This window comes from Flavobacterium sp. (assembly GCF_004295795.1).
Lineage (GTDB): Bacteria > Bacteroidota > Bacteroidia > Flavobacteriales > Flavobacteriaceae > Flavobacterium.
On the sequence record NZ_SEBR01000005.1, the window covers coordinates 128,778 to 145,644 of the forward strand.

The window sequence follows — 16,867 nt, forward strand, 5'->3', positions numbered from 1 at the left end:
GGCTATTCTTTGTAAAGAGTAGCCCTTTTTGTTTTTTATGAATTATTGGAAAATAGCACTAATTTCTTTGGTTCTTTATTCTTGTTCAAATAAAGAACCACAACTAAAGGTTGAGCAACTTTTTGACGTCGCTAATAATAGCGGTATTTCTATAAGTTCGAGATTGCATGCAATTTCTGAAATCGAGGAAATAAACTCTTGGGAGCGAAACGATTCAATTAAGACTTCGAACTCCTTGAGAATTGGGAATAGATACTGGAACGTCGGAAAAAAAGAAAAGTTTAAAGAGATTAGTCTGAAAATAGTAACAAGTGAATCAGATGCTAATTTCATTGGAAAGGCAAATCTCAATTTGTCCGAGTATTATTTCGATAAAAAAAAATGGGATTCTGCGTATTATTTTAGTAAAAACGCAGAACGAAATTTTAAAAAAGAAAAGAGATATCTAGAACTTGCACAGTCAATCATTGTATGCGGCCAAAGCCAATATAATATGGGCCAACTTTTTTTGGCCGAAAAGTCTGGTGTAAAATGTCTTAAACTGGTTGATCAAACGGAAAATTCCGACGACGAGAGATATAAAGCATACAATCTTCTGGGCAATGTATATATGGACTATGGTAATTATGACACAGCATTAGAATATCATTACAAAGCATTGAATTTAAATAACTTCGGCAAGTTTAAAAGTCCGTTTTTTCTGAAAGAATCGACAATTTTCAATTTGGGCCTTGTATTTCAATTGCAGCAAAAATATAAAGTATCGAGTACATATCTCAATATTATCATTGATGATCAGAATGTCAGAAAAAATAATCCGGGACTTTTTGCGGCTGCTGTAAACTCTGTTGAATATAACAAAATTGTAACTGGTGTAATAAAGTCTCCTGAAAGTCTAATGTTAGCACTTTCAATAAATGATAGTTTGAAAATAGCGTACAGGGCGGCAGCTAATTGCCATAATATAGCGAGATTTCATCTTACTCGAAAAGATACTATTAATGCTGATTTCTACTTTCAAGAGGCACTATCAAGATGTGAGAAAGATAATTACTCACCACAGACCCACGATATTTTGAGAGATTACTTAAATATAGTTCCTAATAGAAATAGAATTGATGTGCTGTATAGTTCACTTTTGAGTTCTGCAGTAAAGAAAGAAGTTTTGGTTCGAGACAGATTTGCAAAAATTGAATATGAAACACAACTGGTAATAAGTGAAAAAGATGATGCTTTAAAAGCACAGAAGAAAATTACTTACGTCGCAATTTTTATTTTTATTACTCTTTTGTTACTAGTTAAAATAATTGATCAACAAAGGAAAAATAATAAAATGCAATTGTCTAATCAGACGAGTATTGCAAATGCTAAGATGTTTCAATTGATAATAAGTCAAGAACAAGAGATTTCGGAAGTGAAAAAGCTAGAACGTAAATGGATTGGTAGGGAGTTGCATGATAATATCATGAATAGACTTTCTGCGATAAGACTCAATTTATTCTTTTTATTGAGAGACGGGATGGACGAAGAGGATTCAAGGTATTATATAGGTGAAATTCAAGAAGTTGAAAAAGATATAAGGAAACTCGCCCATCAACTCGCGAAAAACGATTCGACAAAGTTTGAGAATTTTAAACAGAATCTTGTCGAACTGTTCGAAGAAAAGAAACGGATTTTTGGCGCAGATATATCCTTGAGTGCGGATATGATCAATTGGGAGTTTGTAGAAGATAAAGTCAAAGTTCATTTTTATAATATTCTCTTAGAAGTGCTCGAAAATTTTGGGAGGCACTCAAAAGGAACTGAATTGAGGTGCTCCATTTGTAAAACTGAAAAAGAAATTATCGTAGAGGTCAGAGACAACGGGATTGGATTCGATATAAAGCAACATTTTGACGGACTGGGAATTTACAATATAAAAGATCGAGTAGAGGAGATGAATGGAACCATCAACTTTGAATCCTCAAAAGGTCACGGGTTATTTATTCAAATCATTGTCTAATCGATATATAATTATGAAGATACTAATTGTTGAAGATCATTTTGCAATGATCGAGGGATACAGGAGGATACTGGAAGATACTCAGATAGGTTTCGAGTATTTCTTGGCACATAATTGCCAACAAGCAATTGACGTATTGTCAAATGTGGAATTCAATCTAATTCTGTTAGACATAAATATACCGTCTTTTGGTAATTGCGAATCGGGCTACGATTTAGCCTTCATAATAAAAAATCATCAGCCATCTGCGAAGTTGTTAGTTTTGACAAGTTATATTGACAAGATTACTCTTTACTCAATTTACAAAGAGATCAATCCAAACGGCATTTTGGTTAAAAGTGATTTTTCCCCGGAAGAACTTATTAGAAGTATTTACAAGATTGTCTTCGAAAATGGCCAAATATTTAGCGCAACAGTTTTAGAGAGTGTCGAAGAAATTAAAAAAGGAAATTACCTAATGGACGAAATCAACAGAAAATTATTAGCGCTAATGGGCAAAGGGTTTAAGACGAATACGTTATCTGAAAAACTACGCTTGTCGATTAGTTCTGTTGATAAAAGAAAAGCTTTAATCAAAGAATTTATGGGTATAGAAAAAGGAAATGATGAAGATATTATAGTGGAAGCAAGAAGATTAGGGTTATTATAATTTTAAAAATTATAGTTTTGCTGAAAATAAAATGCATTTCCATTGAGAATCCTAATTTTAGCAATTGTCTTCATACTTTCATCTTGTAAGCAAAAAGGGATAGACACAGATAATTCTGTTTCGATTGCAGATAGCTTAAAAATCTATTTGGACTTTGCAAACCAAGACGCGCTGGGAAGAACGAAGCAAATAGAAAGCGCAGATAGAGCTTTCAGACTTGTGCAGATGTTTCCTAATGATTCAAATAACCGAGTCAATGTATTTAAAGTTGCGAACAGATATTATAATATAAATGATCTCAAAAATTATAAAGTCGTATCTAGAGAAGCGCTGAGTCGCGCACAAGACGGAAAGGATACCGCAAGTATAGCCAAAGCGTACTTATATTTAGGAGACTTTTATAGAGATATTTCTTCTAGAGATAGTGCATATGCGTTCTATTCTAAAGCTGAGAAAATTTATTTTATCAATCGAGCTTATCCAGAATTGACTAAAATTAAACTTAGGAAGGCTACCGTTCTTTGGAATCAAAATGACTACTTCGGGAGTGAGGCCTTTGCTTTGGAGGCATTAAGATATATGCGTGGAACCGAAAATCAGCAAGATAAGTATGAGGCACTAATGTTACTTGGAATTATTTCGAACGCTCAAGAAGATTATTCGAAGGCATTGGACTACTTGGGAAAAGCATTGGAAATTGCTGAGCAAACAAACTTGGGTAATTTAACTCCTATTGCGACGACCTTAAATAATGTCGGTAATGTCTACCAAAATATTGGAGACAATTCTCTCGCGCTTCAAAACTTTAATAAGGCAATAAAAACACCAAACCTCAAAAATGAAAATCCTGCGTTGTATGCGATATTGTTGGATAATGTTGCATATTCAAAATTCAAACTGAATTTTCCCGAGAATGATATCGTGGATCTCTTTAAACACTCATTAAGGATCAAGGATAGCCTGGGTTTAGTTGCAGGTATTATATTTAGCAAAACGCGGATAGGAGAGTTTTATCATTTTAAAGGTGATCTACCTAATGCAATTAAATACACGTCTCAGGCTCTCCAAATAGCAAAAGAATCTAAAAACTCAATTAATGAGTTGGCGCCCCTAAAGCAGTTATCTGAATATGATTCTCAAAATTCAAAAATATTTTCTCAACAATACATAAAAATTAATGACTCTGTTCAACACGCAGAAAGAAAAATAAAAGATAAGTTCGCCCGCATCCAATTCGAAACGGAGGAAATTTCCCTTAAAAACAACCGCCTAGAAACCAAAAACAGAAACCTCGTCCTATTCTTCGTAGGAACGGTGATGATTGGATTACTACTTTTCGTCATTCGTACACAGCGCGCCAAAAATCGAGAACTTTTGCTCAAGCAAGCCCAACAAAAGGCCAATGAGGACATTTACAATCTCATGCTTTCGCAGCAAAACAAAATCGAAGAAGGCAGAATTCGCGAGAAGAAGCGTATCGCCCAAGAGTTACACGATGGTGTTCTTAGCCGGCTTTTCGGGGCGCGCCTGAATCTCGACAGTCTCAACAAGTCCGATGGAGACGAGGCTCGCGACAAACGCATCAACTACCTCACAGAGCTCAAGAACATCGAACAGGACATTCGTGAGATTTCGCACGATCTGAATCGCGAGAAATTCGTTTTGATCAACAATTTCGTGGCCATTCTTACCAATTTGCTCGAAGAACAAGGGAACAATTTCGAAACCGAAGTCGAAACCGAGATAAGCGAAGACATTCCGTGGGATAAAATCGGGAACACTTTAAAAATCAACATCTATCGAATCGTCCAGGAAGCGCTCCAAAACGTCAACAAATACGCGAAAGCCAGCAAGGTCAAAGTGAAGCTTGTGTCTGACGGGACAAATCTGCGGTTGGAAGTCACCGATAACGGGCAAGGCTTCTCAGTCGACAAAAAAGCCAAGGGAATCGGGCTGTCAAATATGGTTTCGAGAACCCAAGAATGCGATGGTCAGTTAGAAATCAAGTCGAAAAAAGGAAAGGGAACGACAATTTCCATACTTTTCCCTACCGAAAGCAAATCAAACAACGAACAGACCGCAATTGCAGGTGAACCTGTGATCGCATAACAACAAGACAAATGCCGCAAAAAGTCAACATTCTCATTGTAGACGATCATCCGTTTATCATCGAGGCGTATAAGAACGCCATCAAGGGTTATAATTCGGAAGATTACGAATTCACTATCACCCAGGCGAACGACTGCCGCTCGGGTTACGAAAACATTACTTCGCCCCAAAATGGAGTGTTCCAGATCGCCTTTTTCGACATCAGCATGCCTTCTTACGAAGAAAAAAACATCCATTCGGGAGAAGATTTGGCCATGTTGATCAAAAACGAGATGCCCAACTGCAAAGTAATTCTGCTTACGATGCATACCGAGTTGCTCAAGATCTCGAATATCGTCAAAAACATTAATCCGAACGGACTCATTATCAAGAACGACCTCACATTCGACGAGCTTTTAACCGCCTTCGACAAAATCCTGCACGAGGAAAATTACTACAGCCAGACCGTAGTAAAACTCATTTCGCAAATCCAGTACGACAATATTGACGTCGACCAATTCGACAAACAGATCCTGTATCATTTGTCAAAAGGCACGAAAACCAAAGACATTCCGAGTTTTGTACCACTTTCCCTGAGCGCGATCGAAAAACGAAAGTTGAACCTCAAGGAAACCTTCAGTATCAAGGGCGGAAGCGACATCGACCTGATCCGCGAAGCGAAAAACAAAGGATTACTTTAATTTCCGACACCTAAAAAATTGCGGTTTCCCACACGTAAATGTGCGGGAAACCGCAATTGATTTTAGCGCCAATCGACCTATCTTCGTATCGGTAATGCTAGTAAAATACCGCATTGTCAGGCCAATAGCTTAACCTACTATAAACTGACGATTTCAAAAAAAGCGACACATTAGGGAGTGTCGCTTTTTTCTTTTCTATTCTTCAAGTGCGTTCCAGCCTCTCGCTTTGAGCGGAATCTTTGAATTGGCGCGGGTTATCAGATGTGCGCCTTCTTTTTCCTCGACGATGTGTCCGATGACGGTGAAGTTCGGATTCCCTTTCAGTTTGTCGAAATCATCAAGTCCGATCGTGAACAGAAGTTCGTAATCCTCGCCTCCGTTTATTGCCACGGTGGTCGCGTCGATATTGAATTCCTCGCAAGTCGCGATGAACTGCGGATCGACCGGAAGTTTGTCCTCGTATAAGTTACATCCGACGCCAGATTGTTTGCACAGATGCAGGATTTCCGACGAAAGTCCGTCCGAAACATCGATCATCGAGGTTGGTTTTATCTCGAGCGCATGTAGCAACGTTCTCACATCAGTTCTGGCTTCGGGCTTCAACTGACGTTCTATCAGATACGTGTAAGCATCCAAATCAGGCTGCGAATTCGGATTCACCAAGAAAACCTGTTTCTCGCGTTCCAAAACCTGCAATCCCATATAAGCTGCGCCCAAATCGCCAGAAACGACAAGTAGATCATTGGCTTTTGCACCGTTTCTGTAAACGATTTCAGACTCGTCGGCCTGTCCCAAAGCGGTGACTGAAATCAAAAGTCCGGTTTGGGATGAAGTCGTGTCGCCTCCAATCACATCGACCTTGTATTCTTTGGCCGCCAAGGTGATTCCGGCGTAGAATTCTTCTAGTGCTTCGAGCGGAAATCGGTTCGAGATCGCTACCGAAACCGTAACTTGCGTCGGTTTTGCGTTCATGGCACAAATATCTGACAAGTTCACTACGACCGCTTTGTAACCGAGGTGTTTCAACGGCATGTAAGCCAGATCGAAATGGATGCCTTCGATCAGCAAATCTGTGGTCACGACGGCTTTTTTATCCTTGAAATCTATAATTGCCGCATCGTCACCGATTCCTTTCAGCGTCGATTCCTGAACGATTTCGAAGTGTTTGGTCAAGTGTTCGATAAGCCCGAATTCGCCCAGTTGGGAAATGCTCGTGCGCTGCGGATTCTTGTTTTCTAACATATTTGAAAAATTGAACGGCAAAGGTACGATTTTATGGTTGGTGGATTGTTGGTTGCCGACTTGTCGAGTATCGGATTTTCAGATTATCGGAGAGCACTTTTGACCCTGCATTTTCCGATTGCTCGCGTTGACGGATTGTACGAACCTTCAATTAACTTTTTTTACGGAAAATCTGTAAATGAAGTTGGTCCGACTTCCTTACTTTTCTAGACCTGTCAGGTTTATAAGGGTGACAGGTCTAAAACGTGTCACGATTAAAAAGGTGACAGGTCTAAATTTTTCAGAAAGTGAGCCCAATCCAAAACTTCAATCCAAAACTCAAAAAAAAATCACCACTCCAAAAACCTACTGACAAACTGTTGTCACTCGGCGCCACTAATTTTGAACTCAGATAACAATTAAAAACACAAAATTATGGAAGCGACTAGCACAACCACAACGCCAATCATCAGCAAAGACGAGCTTTTGAAACACTATCTCGGCCACCGATTCCTAACCCGGAGAACGCTTGAGATCTTCCCCGAGAAAGAATTTTTCGAATTTTCGATAGGAGGAATGCGAACCGCGGCGCAATTGACCACAGAGTTGCTGTCGATCGCCGCACCATCGCTCAAAGCCATCGCAAATTCCGAGATCACGTCCTATTCAGAGCCCGAGGTCACGGCCACAAAAGCAGATTTTCTAAAAGCCTGGGACGATGCCGACGAACAAATCAAGAAATATTGGGCGCAAATCCCTGAAGAGCGATTCCCGGAAATGTTCAACCTTTTCGGCCAATACAATTTCCCGATCTTACACAACATCTTGTATTTCATCGACAACGAAATCCACCATCGCGGCCAAATGTTCGTGTATTTGCGAGCGTTGAACGTTGAGCCGCCTTTCTTTTGGGAGCGTTGGTAGTCTAATGTTCAACATTCGTTATTCAACATTCGTTGTTCAACATTCAAAAAAACTTCAATATTCAACATTCGTTGTTCGTTGTTCGACATTCAAAAATCTTCAGCATTTAACATTCGTTATTCGTTGTTCGACATTCAAAAAACTTTAATATTTAAGATAAATTCTGTGTAAAATCTTTTTTTTTAAGTTTTTATGAGGTTCGGAACGAATTAATTTTAAACAACGAACAACGAACAACGAACAACGAACAACGAACAACGAACAACGAACAACGAACAACGAACAACGAACAACGAACAACGAACAGCGAACAGCGAACAACGAACAACGAACAACGAACAACGAACAACGAACAACGAACAACGAACAACGAACAACGAACAACGAACAACGAACAACAAACAACGAATTTTGAAGTAATAAAGGCTCAGGACAAAAAGTTCCGGGCCTTTTTTTATCGAGATTTCATCCGAATCCTCGCAAGTTCCATCAATTCAAGCAACCGATCGTTGAGCGAAAGCGGTTCCAAAACAGTCGCATAATCGGCAAACATCAAGAACCAACGCGCGAATCCGTTGTTCAGGTCGCGGCTCATGAACGTCATTTCGCAACCGTCGGGCGTTTCTTTTTCCGAGATGAAACCAAAGTGCTTGCGCTCGAATTTCATGAAAGCAACCACTTCTTTATCGGCGACGATCCTTACCAAAGTCGTTGGAAAATTCGTCGGTTTGAGGTAAGTTTCCAAATCGTCGTGCTCGCGTTCGAATTTGCTTTCCGTCAAGCGGATGTCGTGGATGCGATCCGTCCGGAATTGCCTGTAATCTTTCCGAAGATGGCAAAACCCAAAAATGTACCAAAACGAATTCTCGTGAAAAACGCCCACAGGCTCGATCTGGCGCTCGCTCGGTTCATCAGCCTGACTGGCTTCGTACAACAATTTCACCTGCAATTTCTCTCCGATGCTCCTAAAAATCGACGCAAGAGCATTGGGCGCTTTCGATTCGGTATCCGTCGACTTCACGACCAAGACCTTCGAGCCGATTTCCTCGACCAAATCCTTTTCCGAACTTCTTAAAACCGACTTGAGCTTGAACATCGCCGAGGCATAATGTTCTCCCAATTCCTTGTCCGAAAAATGCTGCATCAATTTGTCGGCGGCAATGAAAGACGAGGCTTCTTCCTTGGTGAACATCACGGGCGGCAAACGATAGCCGTCCACGAGCGAATATCCAATTCCCGCCTCAGAAAAAATCGGAACGCCCGAAGCTTCCAAAGTGCGGATATCGCGGTAAATCGTGCGCAAACTACAGTCGAAACGGTCGGCCATTTCCTGCGCTTTCACGATTTTTTTCGATTGCAGCTGAATCAAGATCGCCACGATGCGGTCAAAACGTTTCGGAGATTCGTCGAACATTTTACAAAGGTTTAGACGCGAATTTAGTCGTTTGGATTTTATTATTTGAAGCTAAATCCGGCTGACCCGCTTTTAGCTTTCTTGAAAATGTCCGGTTTTGTAACGTTTGCCAAGAGCTTCCTCCGGTCGCTTCGGCAAACGAACAAAACCAGGCCGTTTTCTTCAAAAGGCTAACCGCTTGCATCCAGGCTAGGCAATCGCCCAAAAACCCTCGATTTGTTGTTAAAACCGTTGCCGTTCCAAACCCAAAATCGGAATTTTAGGAGAAATCACAGCCAAAATGGAAAATTTCGACATCGTAACCCTTACCGTAAATCCCGCACTCGACAAAAGCACGACCTTCAAAGGCCTGATCGCCGAACAAAAAATCAGGTGTTCCGCACCAAACTACGATGCGGGCGGCGGCGGAATAAACGTGTCCAAAGCCATAAAACGACTCGGCGGCAAATCGCTTTGCATTATAACCTCAGGCGGATCGGCGGGAAGAAAACTCGAAAAACTGATTGCAGACGAGGGAATCGAAACCGCGGTTGTTCCAATCGAGAATTCCACAAGAGAAAACATGATCGCGCTTGAAGTGAACTCAAATGCCCAATATCGCGTCGGATTTCCGGGCGAGCCGCTCTCTAAACACGAAATGGAAGACATTCTCGAATCTGTCCGAAAAAGACAGCCCAAATTTCTCGTAGCCAGCGGAAGTATCTGCGAAGGCATGACGCCAGATTTCTATCAAAAAGTCGCATCGATCGCCAAAGAGAACGGCTCGAAATTGGTCGTCGATACGTCTGGCGAACCGCTCGAGAGAATCCTCGAAGTCGGCGCTTATCTCATCAAACCGAACATTGGCGAACTCGCGCGCCTGACCAGATCAGAGAGACTCGATAGCGACGAAGCCGAAGAAGCCGCCAGAAAAATCATCTCTGGCGGAAAAGTCGAGATTGTCGTGGTTTCGCTTGGCCCGCAAGGCGCGATTCTGGTTTCCAAGGACGAAGCGCACCACATTCCCGCGCCTCACGTCAAGAAACGCAGTACGGTTGGGGCGGGCGATTCCATGGTTGGTGCGATGGTTTGGGCGCTTTCGCAGGATTTGCCGCTAAAACAGGTCATACAATGGGGCGTTGCTTGCGGTTCTGCGGCAACGATGAACAACGGCACGCAACTTTTCGACGCGAATGACGCCAAGCGATTGTTTGACGGACTCCGGAAATGGTGGTAATTTCGCTGGATGAACAAGATTTCCATACGCAAAGTGAATCCTGATGAATTGGCTGTTTTACGCCAAATCAGTATCAAGACTTTTGTCGACAAATTCGCTTCGGTCAACTCTGAATCTGACATGGACGATTATTTGTCCAAGAACCTGTCGCTCGAGAAATTATCTGAAGAATATTCCAATCTCAATTCTGCGTTTTATTTGGCTTTCGCCGATGAAACGCCTGTCGGATATCTCAAACTCAATTCCAAAGAAGCCCAAACCGATTGCCGCGACCAAAACGCGCTCGAGGTCGAAAGACTTTACGTGGACGAGGCTTTCCAAGGGCAAAAGATCGGACAAAAACTGTTCGACAAAGCGATACAGATCGCCAAAAGCGGAAACTTCGACTTCATTTGGTTAGGCGTTTGGGAACACAACGAAGGCGCGATCAAATTCTACGAACGCAACGGTTTCGAGATTTTCGGCAAACACGAATTCTGGCTTGGAAAGGATTTGCAGTTCGACTTGCTGATGAAGCGTGATTTGGTGCGAAATTAATCGGAAAAATTACGGTCGAAAATGTCGAGAACGATAAAACTGGTTTTGGAAATACTTGGCGTGCTGACGGTTTTCACGTTCAGCATTTTGATGTTGAGCACAATCAGCCAGTATTTGAGTTTTGAGACGAATATCGGTTTTCTTCAATTCAAACAGCAAATCGTCGGCAGTAAATTTTGGCTGGCTTTCTTTTACATCCACATTTTTTCGGTTGTGATTTGTTTGTTGGCCGGACTTACGCAATTTTCGTCAGCGTTTCTCAAGACGAACCGAAAGGCGCACAGAATCATCGGGAAAATCTACGCTTACAACATTTTGGTCGTGAATGTTCCGGCTTGTTTTGTGCTCGCAGTCTTTTCGAATGGTGGTTTTTTGGGAATTTCCGGATTCGTGATCCAAAACCTACTTTGGGCATTTTTTACGCTTGGCGCGATTCTGCAAATACGAAAAGGAAATATCGCACAGCACCGTAACTTCATGGTTTTCAGTTATGCGATAACTACAACGGCGCTCACTTTCCGGATCTTAAAAAATTTGATTTTTAACGAAAGCAGACATTCCTACGAACTTTTTTACGGCCTTAATGTCTGGATTTCGTTGGCGATAAATCTCGCAATCGCTTGGTTGATTGTTAGAAATTACAAGGATTTTTCACCTTTCGAGCGAAACCGATTGTATGATGATCACAAAAGAAATGGTGAACAAAACCAGTAACGACAAAATCAATATCGATCCGTCAAGAAGTAGTTTGTACTGACTTTTTTTGGTGAATCTGGCGAAAAACCGCATCGACAGATAAGCAAGTCCAACGTGGACCAAAATCGCCAATCCTAAAAAAAAGAGAATTTCCATAAAACAGAGTTTGAAGTTCGATCAATCCGAAGGCGTAATCGGGATGAATGCTCGTCCAATTTAAGTAATTTCCGAATCCGAAAAATGCAAACTCATGCGAACGCGGGAAAATCTTGTTTCACCGTGGCTGTGAAAATCGGCTGAATCGAAAAAAAAGCCCGAGCGTAAATTCTCGGGCTTTTATTGTGTCAAAAAACGGGAATCAAAAAAGGTCGTCTATCATCTGTCCGTCTATCATCTATTATCTGAAATCAGTCATTCAGTTTCAAAACCGCCATAAAAGCCTCTTGCGGAATCTCCACATTACCAACCTGGCGCATGCGTTTCTTTCCTTTTTTCTGCTTTTCGAGGAGTTTTCTCTTACGCGAAATATCTCCTCCGTAACATTTTGCCGTAACGTCTTTTCTCAAGGCTTTGATGGTTTCACGAGCGATGATCTTCGCTCCGATGGCCGCCTGGATCGGAATGTCGAATTGCTGACGCGGAATCAACTCGCGCAATTTTTCGGTCATTTTTTTGCCTATGTTGTAAGCGTTGTCGGCGTGGATCAACGCTGAAAGTGCGTCGACCGTATTTCCGTTCAAAAGAACATCAAGCTTCACAAGGTTAGAAGTTCTCATACCAATCGGATGGTAATCGAAAGACGCGTAACCTTTGGAAACGGTTTTCAGTCTGTCGTAAAAATCAAATACGATTTCGGCGAGCGGCATATCGAAGTTCAATTCGACGCGTTCTGTTGTCAAATATGTCTGATTCGTGATCTGTCCGCGCTTTTCGATACAGAGCGACATCACGTTTCCTACAAAATCGGCTTTTGTGATGATTGTCGCCTTGATATAAGGTTCTTCGACGTGATCGAGCTTCGAAGGCTCCGGCAAATCGCTTGGATTGTTCACTATAAGCGCCGTTTCGGGATCTTTTTTGGTGTAAGCCAAGTAAGAAACGTTCGGAACCGTCGTGATCACGGTCATGTTGAACTCGCGTTCGAGACGTTCCTGGATGATTTCCATGTGCAACATTCCCAAGAATCCGCATCGGAAACCAAAACCCAGCGCCGCTGAACTTTCCGGAGCGAAAACCAACGAGGCGTCGTTGAGCTGCAATTTTTCCATCGAGGCGCGCAATTCCTCGTAATCTTCGGTGTCTACCGGATAAATTCCGGCGAAAACCATCGGTTTCACGTCTTCGAAACCCGTAATCATATTTGTGGTTGGCGTTTTGGCATCTGTCAAAGTATCGCCGACTTTTACTTCTTTGGCTTCCTTGATGCCCGATATCAAATACCCGACATCGCCTGCCGAAATCACTTGTTTGGGAACCTGATTTAATTTCAAAGTCCCGATCTCGTCTGCGAAATATTCGTTTCCGGTCGCCATGAACTTGATTTTCTGGCCTTTTTTGATTTCTCCGTTTTTCACCCGAAAAATCACTTCGATGCCACGGAATGGGTTGTAAACCGAGTCGAAGATCAAAGCTTGAAGCGGTTCGTCGATATTTCCTTTCGGAGCAGGAACGCGCTCGATGATTGCCTCGAGAATCTTGTCGACACCGAATCCGGTTTTTCCCGAAGCGTGAATGATGTCTTCCAGTTTACACCCGAGCAAATCGATGATGTCATCGCTGACTTCCTCAGGATTCGCACTTGGCAAATCGACTTTGTTCAACACCGGAATGATTTCCAGGTCGTTGTCCAAAGCGAGATAAAGGTTCGAAATCGTTTGTGCCTGAATGCTCTGCGCCGCGTCGACGATTAGAAGCGCGCCTTCACAAGCAGCGATCGAACGCGAAACTTCGTAAGAAAAATCTACGTGTCCCGGAGTGTCGATCAAATTCAGGATGTATTTTTCGCCTTTGTGAGTGTATTCCATCTGGATCGCGTGGCTCTTTATCGTGATGCCGCGTTCGCGTTCCAAGTCCATGTTGTCGAGCAACTGGGCTTTTTCCTCACGGGCTGTCACGGTTTGGGTCGCGCCAAGCAAACGGTCGGCCAGCGTACTTTTTCCGTGGTCGATGTGGGCGATAATGCAAAAATTGCGTATGTTCTTCATTTTCAGTGTTTCTGTTTGAGGCTAAAAACTTTATGCCGTAAGTTTTAAGCGAAGTCGGCACAGCATTTTTTACGATTTCGGCAGACTTGGAATCAATCGGCAAATATAACGCTAATGTCGTACGAAGCAACAGCATCGGTCACAAAAAACCATCTGACAATTAGGGCAAATGCCGTATGTGGACGATTCGCGAATTTGTTTATTTTTGGCGCAATACTAAACAGGAAATTATGAAAAAAGCAATGTTGTTGCTGCTTGTGGTCTCATCGGCGGCGTTCGCGCAAAAAGTGAAGAAGGAATCAGGTGATTTCAAGGCTTTGAAAGGCATCACCGAGTTCAATCTGGTGTTCGACTACGAAGGTTTGACTGTCGATAAATTCAAGTCGGAAGAAGAATTTCTAGCTGACAAAATGAAGAAACGCGAAGAAAAAGGCACAGACGAGGATTTCCGCAAAAGCTGGTTTGGCGATCGCGAAAGACGTTACGAACCAAAGTTCATCGAATCATTCAACAAGCGTTTTGACGGGAAAGTCAAGGCAGACAAAAATCTTGCATCGGCCAAATACACAATGAAGATCCAGACGATCTGGTTGCATCCGGGTTACAACATCGCAATTTCGAGAAGCGATTCAAAACTGACTGCGAGGGTCACAGTTTTTGAAACTGCAAATCCTTCTAATGTTTTGCTTTCGGTTTTGTATGAGAAAACTCCGGGATCTGGCGCGTTTGGTGGTGATTTCGACTCGGGTTACCGCATCTCTGAAGCTTACGCAAAACTCGCTAAAGAACTTGCGGGCGATATTAAATAAAGCCAAAAACAAATATAAATTCAAAGCCGTGTCTCCAGCGCGGCTTTTTTTGTAGGAAAATGTTATGTTTGCTTCCAAACCAAAAAACATAAGCAAATGAAACGTATCTTCGGCCTGTTCGCCCTACTTGTGGCAGCATCTTCCTATGGCCAAAAAACACTGTCAAAAGATTACGAGTACAAAGTAAGTTCGCCTTACAAATATGTCGATGCGGACGATAAATATTATTTGTCCGAAGAAGGAAAAGCGGTGAAAGTCTCTTTCGACAAGCGAGACATTTATGTCCAGAAGTTCGATCCGGCGACGGGAAATGAGGTCAGTTCCAAATTCTACGAAGATGCCGTGGCCAAGAATACGGTTTTTGAGCGCATCCTTTTCATCAATGGGAAAGCCGTTATTTTCCTGACGCAATGGGATGGCGACAACAAAAAAGAGCAACTTTATACGCAGGAAGTCAATATGGATACTGGCATTCTGCAAGGCGAAAAGCAACTTTTGCTAAAAATTGACGGAAAAGTCACGGGCGAAGGTTCGGGACGTATGATGGACTTTAACCTTGTAAACAAATTTCCAGTTTACCGCTCGTTCGACAACAAGAAATTTCTTGTAAAATACCGTCGCATCCCCGAAGTGAAGAACGACAAGAAAAGCTTCGACAAGATCGGATTCGTGATTTTTGACGAAAACATGAAGGAAATCTCGAACCGCGAGGTGACGATGCCTTACACGGAGCGTCGCATGAACAATCTCGACTATCAACTCGATAACAATGGCGACCTTTATCTGCTTACGAAAGTCTATCACGATGACAGTGGAGACGACAAAAAGAGCAAGAAAGACGAAGAAGCCAATTATCACTTGGAGATGATGGTTTTGAAAGCCGGAGCGAAAGAATTCAAAACGGCACAGATCGAAAACGGCAACAAATTCATCAATTCTGTCCAGATGTACGACATTCCTAATGGAAATGGCGTAATAGCGGCCGGTTTTTACAGCAACGGACGCGGAAAAGACTTTCAGTCTGCGAGCGATGGCGCGATCACGTTTCGCGTAAGTCCTGATGCCGAAGTCGGGAAAGTGCACTATTATGACATTCCGGTCGAGATCATCAACGAGTACTCGAGTAAGAAAGCCATCCGCAAAAACGAAAAGAAAGAAGAAAGCGGAGAAGGTGCGAAATTCGGCAATCTTGTTTTCCGTGAGCTCAAGATCATGCCAGACGGAAGTATTTTCATGGCAGCCGAACAATACATTCTGGTTGTCTCGACGCATTATTCCTCAAGCGGCACGCGCACGACATACTCTTACAACTACAACAGTGTCTTGGTCTTGAAAGCCGACAAGGAAGGCAATCTGCAATGGATGAAGAAAATCCCGAAATTCCAGCACGGTTCAAGAGGTCGCGGCGGAATGTCGTTCGAGCATTTCGAAAACGGAAGCGAGCACTTTCTCGTGTTTTTTGACAACGTGAAAAATATCGATCTTCCGGTCGATAAAGTTCCGGCGATGCACAATGACGGACACGGCGGTTATTTGACAGCAGTGAAGATCGACGACAAAACGGGCGATATTTCAAAAGGTTCGATTTTGAACGTGCGCGAGATCGAAGATTACAAGCTCAAAGAAATGTCAATGGAAAAAATGATGCACACCTCAAACGACTCGTTTATGTTCGAAGCCTACAAAAAAGGCAAGGAAGACATCATGATCGTGGTCAAGCTCAAATAACTGACAAGATATTTAGTTACAAAACCAAAGCCCGACCAAAACATCGGGCTTTTTTATATGCGATAAATTTCTAACTTCACCCAAACGAATCTTATGAAAATCGTGTTTTTTTTGCTTTGTGTCTCGTCGGTTTGGGCGCAACGGTTCGACTTGCTTTCAGGGAATTTCGAGTCGATAAAAGACATTCCGGAATTCAATATCGTCTTCGATTACGACGGAATGCAAGTGCACGATTATGAATCCGAAGAAGCTTATCTCAAGATCAAGTTCGAACAGCAAAAGGAAAAACCAGAGAAAGCAAAAGCGTTCGTCGACAATTGGTATGCCGACAGAACCAACAAATATGAACCGCGTTTCATCGACTATTTCAACGAAAGGTTCGAGAAAGGCGAAGTGAAAATCGTCAGGAATGGGGCGGCAAAATACACGATCAAGGTCAAAACGGTCTGGCTTTATCCGGGTTACGGAATGGGTCCGAGCGGACAACCGTCAAAAATCACGGCGATAATCAGTGTTTTCGAAACCGAGAATCCTACGAATGTTCTGGTTTCGGTCAAATTCGACAAAACCATCGGCATGGAAAACCGAGATCCCAATAAATTCGGCGAACGCATTTCCGGAGCTTACGAGAAACTGGCTAAAAATTTCGTGATGCAACTCAAACGCGTCCGATAAAAA

14 protein-coding genes are annotated in these 16,867 nt (G+C 42.4%); 11 read left to right on the forward strand and 3 right to left on the reverse strand.

From position 1 onward, the window contains the following. Positions 1-37 precede the first annotated feature (37 nt). Genes EOO49_RS06145 through EOO49_RS06160 form a run of 4 tightly spaced genes read left to right on the forward strand, consistent with a single transcriptional unit; the run spans position 38 to position 5,440 of the window. Positions 38-2,002, forward strand: coding sequence for an ATP-binding protein (locus EOO49_RS06145; protein ID WP_290843789.1), 1,965 nt, complete (start codon positions 38-40; stop codon positions 2,000-2,002). A gap of 13 nt (positions 2,003-2,015) precedes the next feature. Further along, positions 2,016-2,651, forward strand: a complete 636-nt coding sequence (locus tag EOO49_RS06150; protein ID WP_290843791.1) for a response regulator — start codon at positions 2,016-2,018, stop codon at positions 2,649-2,651. A 42-nt stretch (positions 2,652-2,693) separates the two neighbouring features. Beyond that, positions 2,694-4,760, forward strand: coding sequence for a sensor histidine kinase (locus tag EOO49_RS06155; protein ID WP_290843793.1), 2,067 nt, complete (start codon positions 2,694-2,696; stop codon positions 4,758-4,760). Between the two features lie 11 nt (positions 4,761-4,771). Continuing rightward, positions 4,772-5,440: a response regulator gene (locus EOO49_RS06160; RefSeq protein ID WP_290843795.1), complete on the forward strand. Its 669-nt coding sequence runs from the start codon at positions 4,772-4,774 to the stop codon at positions 5,438-5,440. 195 nt (positions 5,441-5,635) lie between these two features. On the opposite strand, the gene thiL is transcribed toward EOO49_RS06160, so the two are convergent. Beyond that, the gene (gene thiL / locus EOO49_RS06165) at positions 5,636-6,682 is read right to left on the reverse strand and encodes a thiamine-phosphate kinase (RefSeq protein WP_290843797.1); all 1,047 of its coding nucleotides are present in this window, start codon (positions 6,680-6,682) and stop codon (positions 5,636-5,638) included. A 414-nt stretch (positions 6,683-7,096) separates the two neighbouring features. On the opposite strand from thiL, the gene EOO49_RS06170 reads away from it, so the two are divergent. Further along, a complete protein-coding gene (locus EOO49_RS06170; RefSeq protein ID WP_290843799.1) occupies positions 7,097-7,585 on the forward strand; it encodes a DinB family protein in 489 nt (162 codons plus the stop codon). A gap of 454 nt (positions 7,586-8,039) precedes the next feature. On the opposite strand, the gene EOO49_RS06175 is transcribed toward EOO49_RS06170, so the two are convergent. Beyond that, entirely contained in the window at positions 8,040-8,999 is a 960-nt protein-coding gene (locus tag EOO49_RS06175) for a YafY family protein (RefSeq protein ID WP_290843801.1), read from the reverse strand. 280 nt (positions 9,000-9,279) lie between these two features. Here EOO49_RS06175 and EOO49_RS06180 point away from each other — a divergent pair, with 280 nt between their 5' ends. The 3 genes from EOO49_RS06180 to EOO49_RS06190 are packed head-to-tail and all read left to right on the forward strand — an operon-like array spanning position 9,280 to position 11,466. Then, on the forward strand, positions 9,280-10,215 hold the full coding sequence (locus EOO49_RS06180) for a 1-phosphofructokinase family hexose kinase (RefSeq protein WP_290843803.1): 936 nt from the start codon (positions 9,280-9,282) through the stop codon (positions 10,213-10,215). A 9-nt stretch (positions 10,216-10,224) separates the two neighbouring features. After that, positions 10,225-10,752: a GNAT family N-acetyltransferase gene (locus EOO49_RS06185; protein WP_290843805.1), complete on the forward strand. Its 528-nt coding sequence runs from the start codon at positions 10,225-10,227 to the stop codon at positions 10,750-10,752. Positions 10,753-10,773: 21 nt separating this feature from the next. Next, complete coding sequence (locus tag EOO49_RS06190) at positions 10,774-11,466, forward strand: DUF2306 domain-containing protein (protein ID WP_290843807.1); 693 nt, start codon at positions 10,774-10,776, stop codon at positions 11,464-11,466. A gap of 389 nt (positions 11,467-11,855) precedes the next feature. On the opposite strand, the gene lepA is transcribed toward EOO49_RS06190, so the two are convergent. Further along, complete coding sequence (gene lepA, locus EOO49_RS06195; RefSeq protein WP_290843809.1) at positions 11,856-13,652, reverse strand: translation elongation factor 4; 1,797 nt, start codon at positions 13,650-13,652, stop codon at positions 11,856-11,858. A 230-nt stretch (positions 13,653-13,882) separates the two neighbouring features. Here lepA and EOO49_RS06200 point away from each other — a divergent pair, with 230 nt between their 5' ends. From EOO49_RS06200 to EOO49_RS06210, 3 genes are all read left to right on the forward strand, one after another. After that, positions 13,883-14,461 (forward strand): hypothetical protein, encoded by a 579-nt coding sequence (locus EOO49_RS06200; protein WP_290843811.1) that lies wholly within the window; start codon positions 13,883-13,885, stop codon positions 14,459-14,461. A 96-nt stretch (positions 14,462-14,557) separates the two neighbouring features. Then, complete coding sequence (locus EOO49_RS06205; RefSeq protein ID WP_290843813.1) at positions 14,558-16,189, forward strand: hypothetical protein; 1,632 nt, start codon at positions 14,558-14,560, stop codon at positions 16,187-16,189. 93 nt (positions 16,190-16,282) lie between these two features. Further along, positions 16,283-16,864 carry a hypothetical protein gene (locus tag EOO49_RS06210; RefSeq protein WP_290843815.1) on the forward strand — a complete coding sequence of 194 codons (582 nt, stop codon included), beginning with the start codon at positions 16,283-16,285 and terminating at the stop codon, positions 16,862-16,864. Positions 16,865-16,867 lie beyond the last annotated feature (3 nt).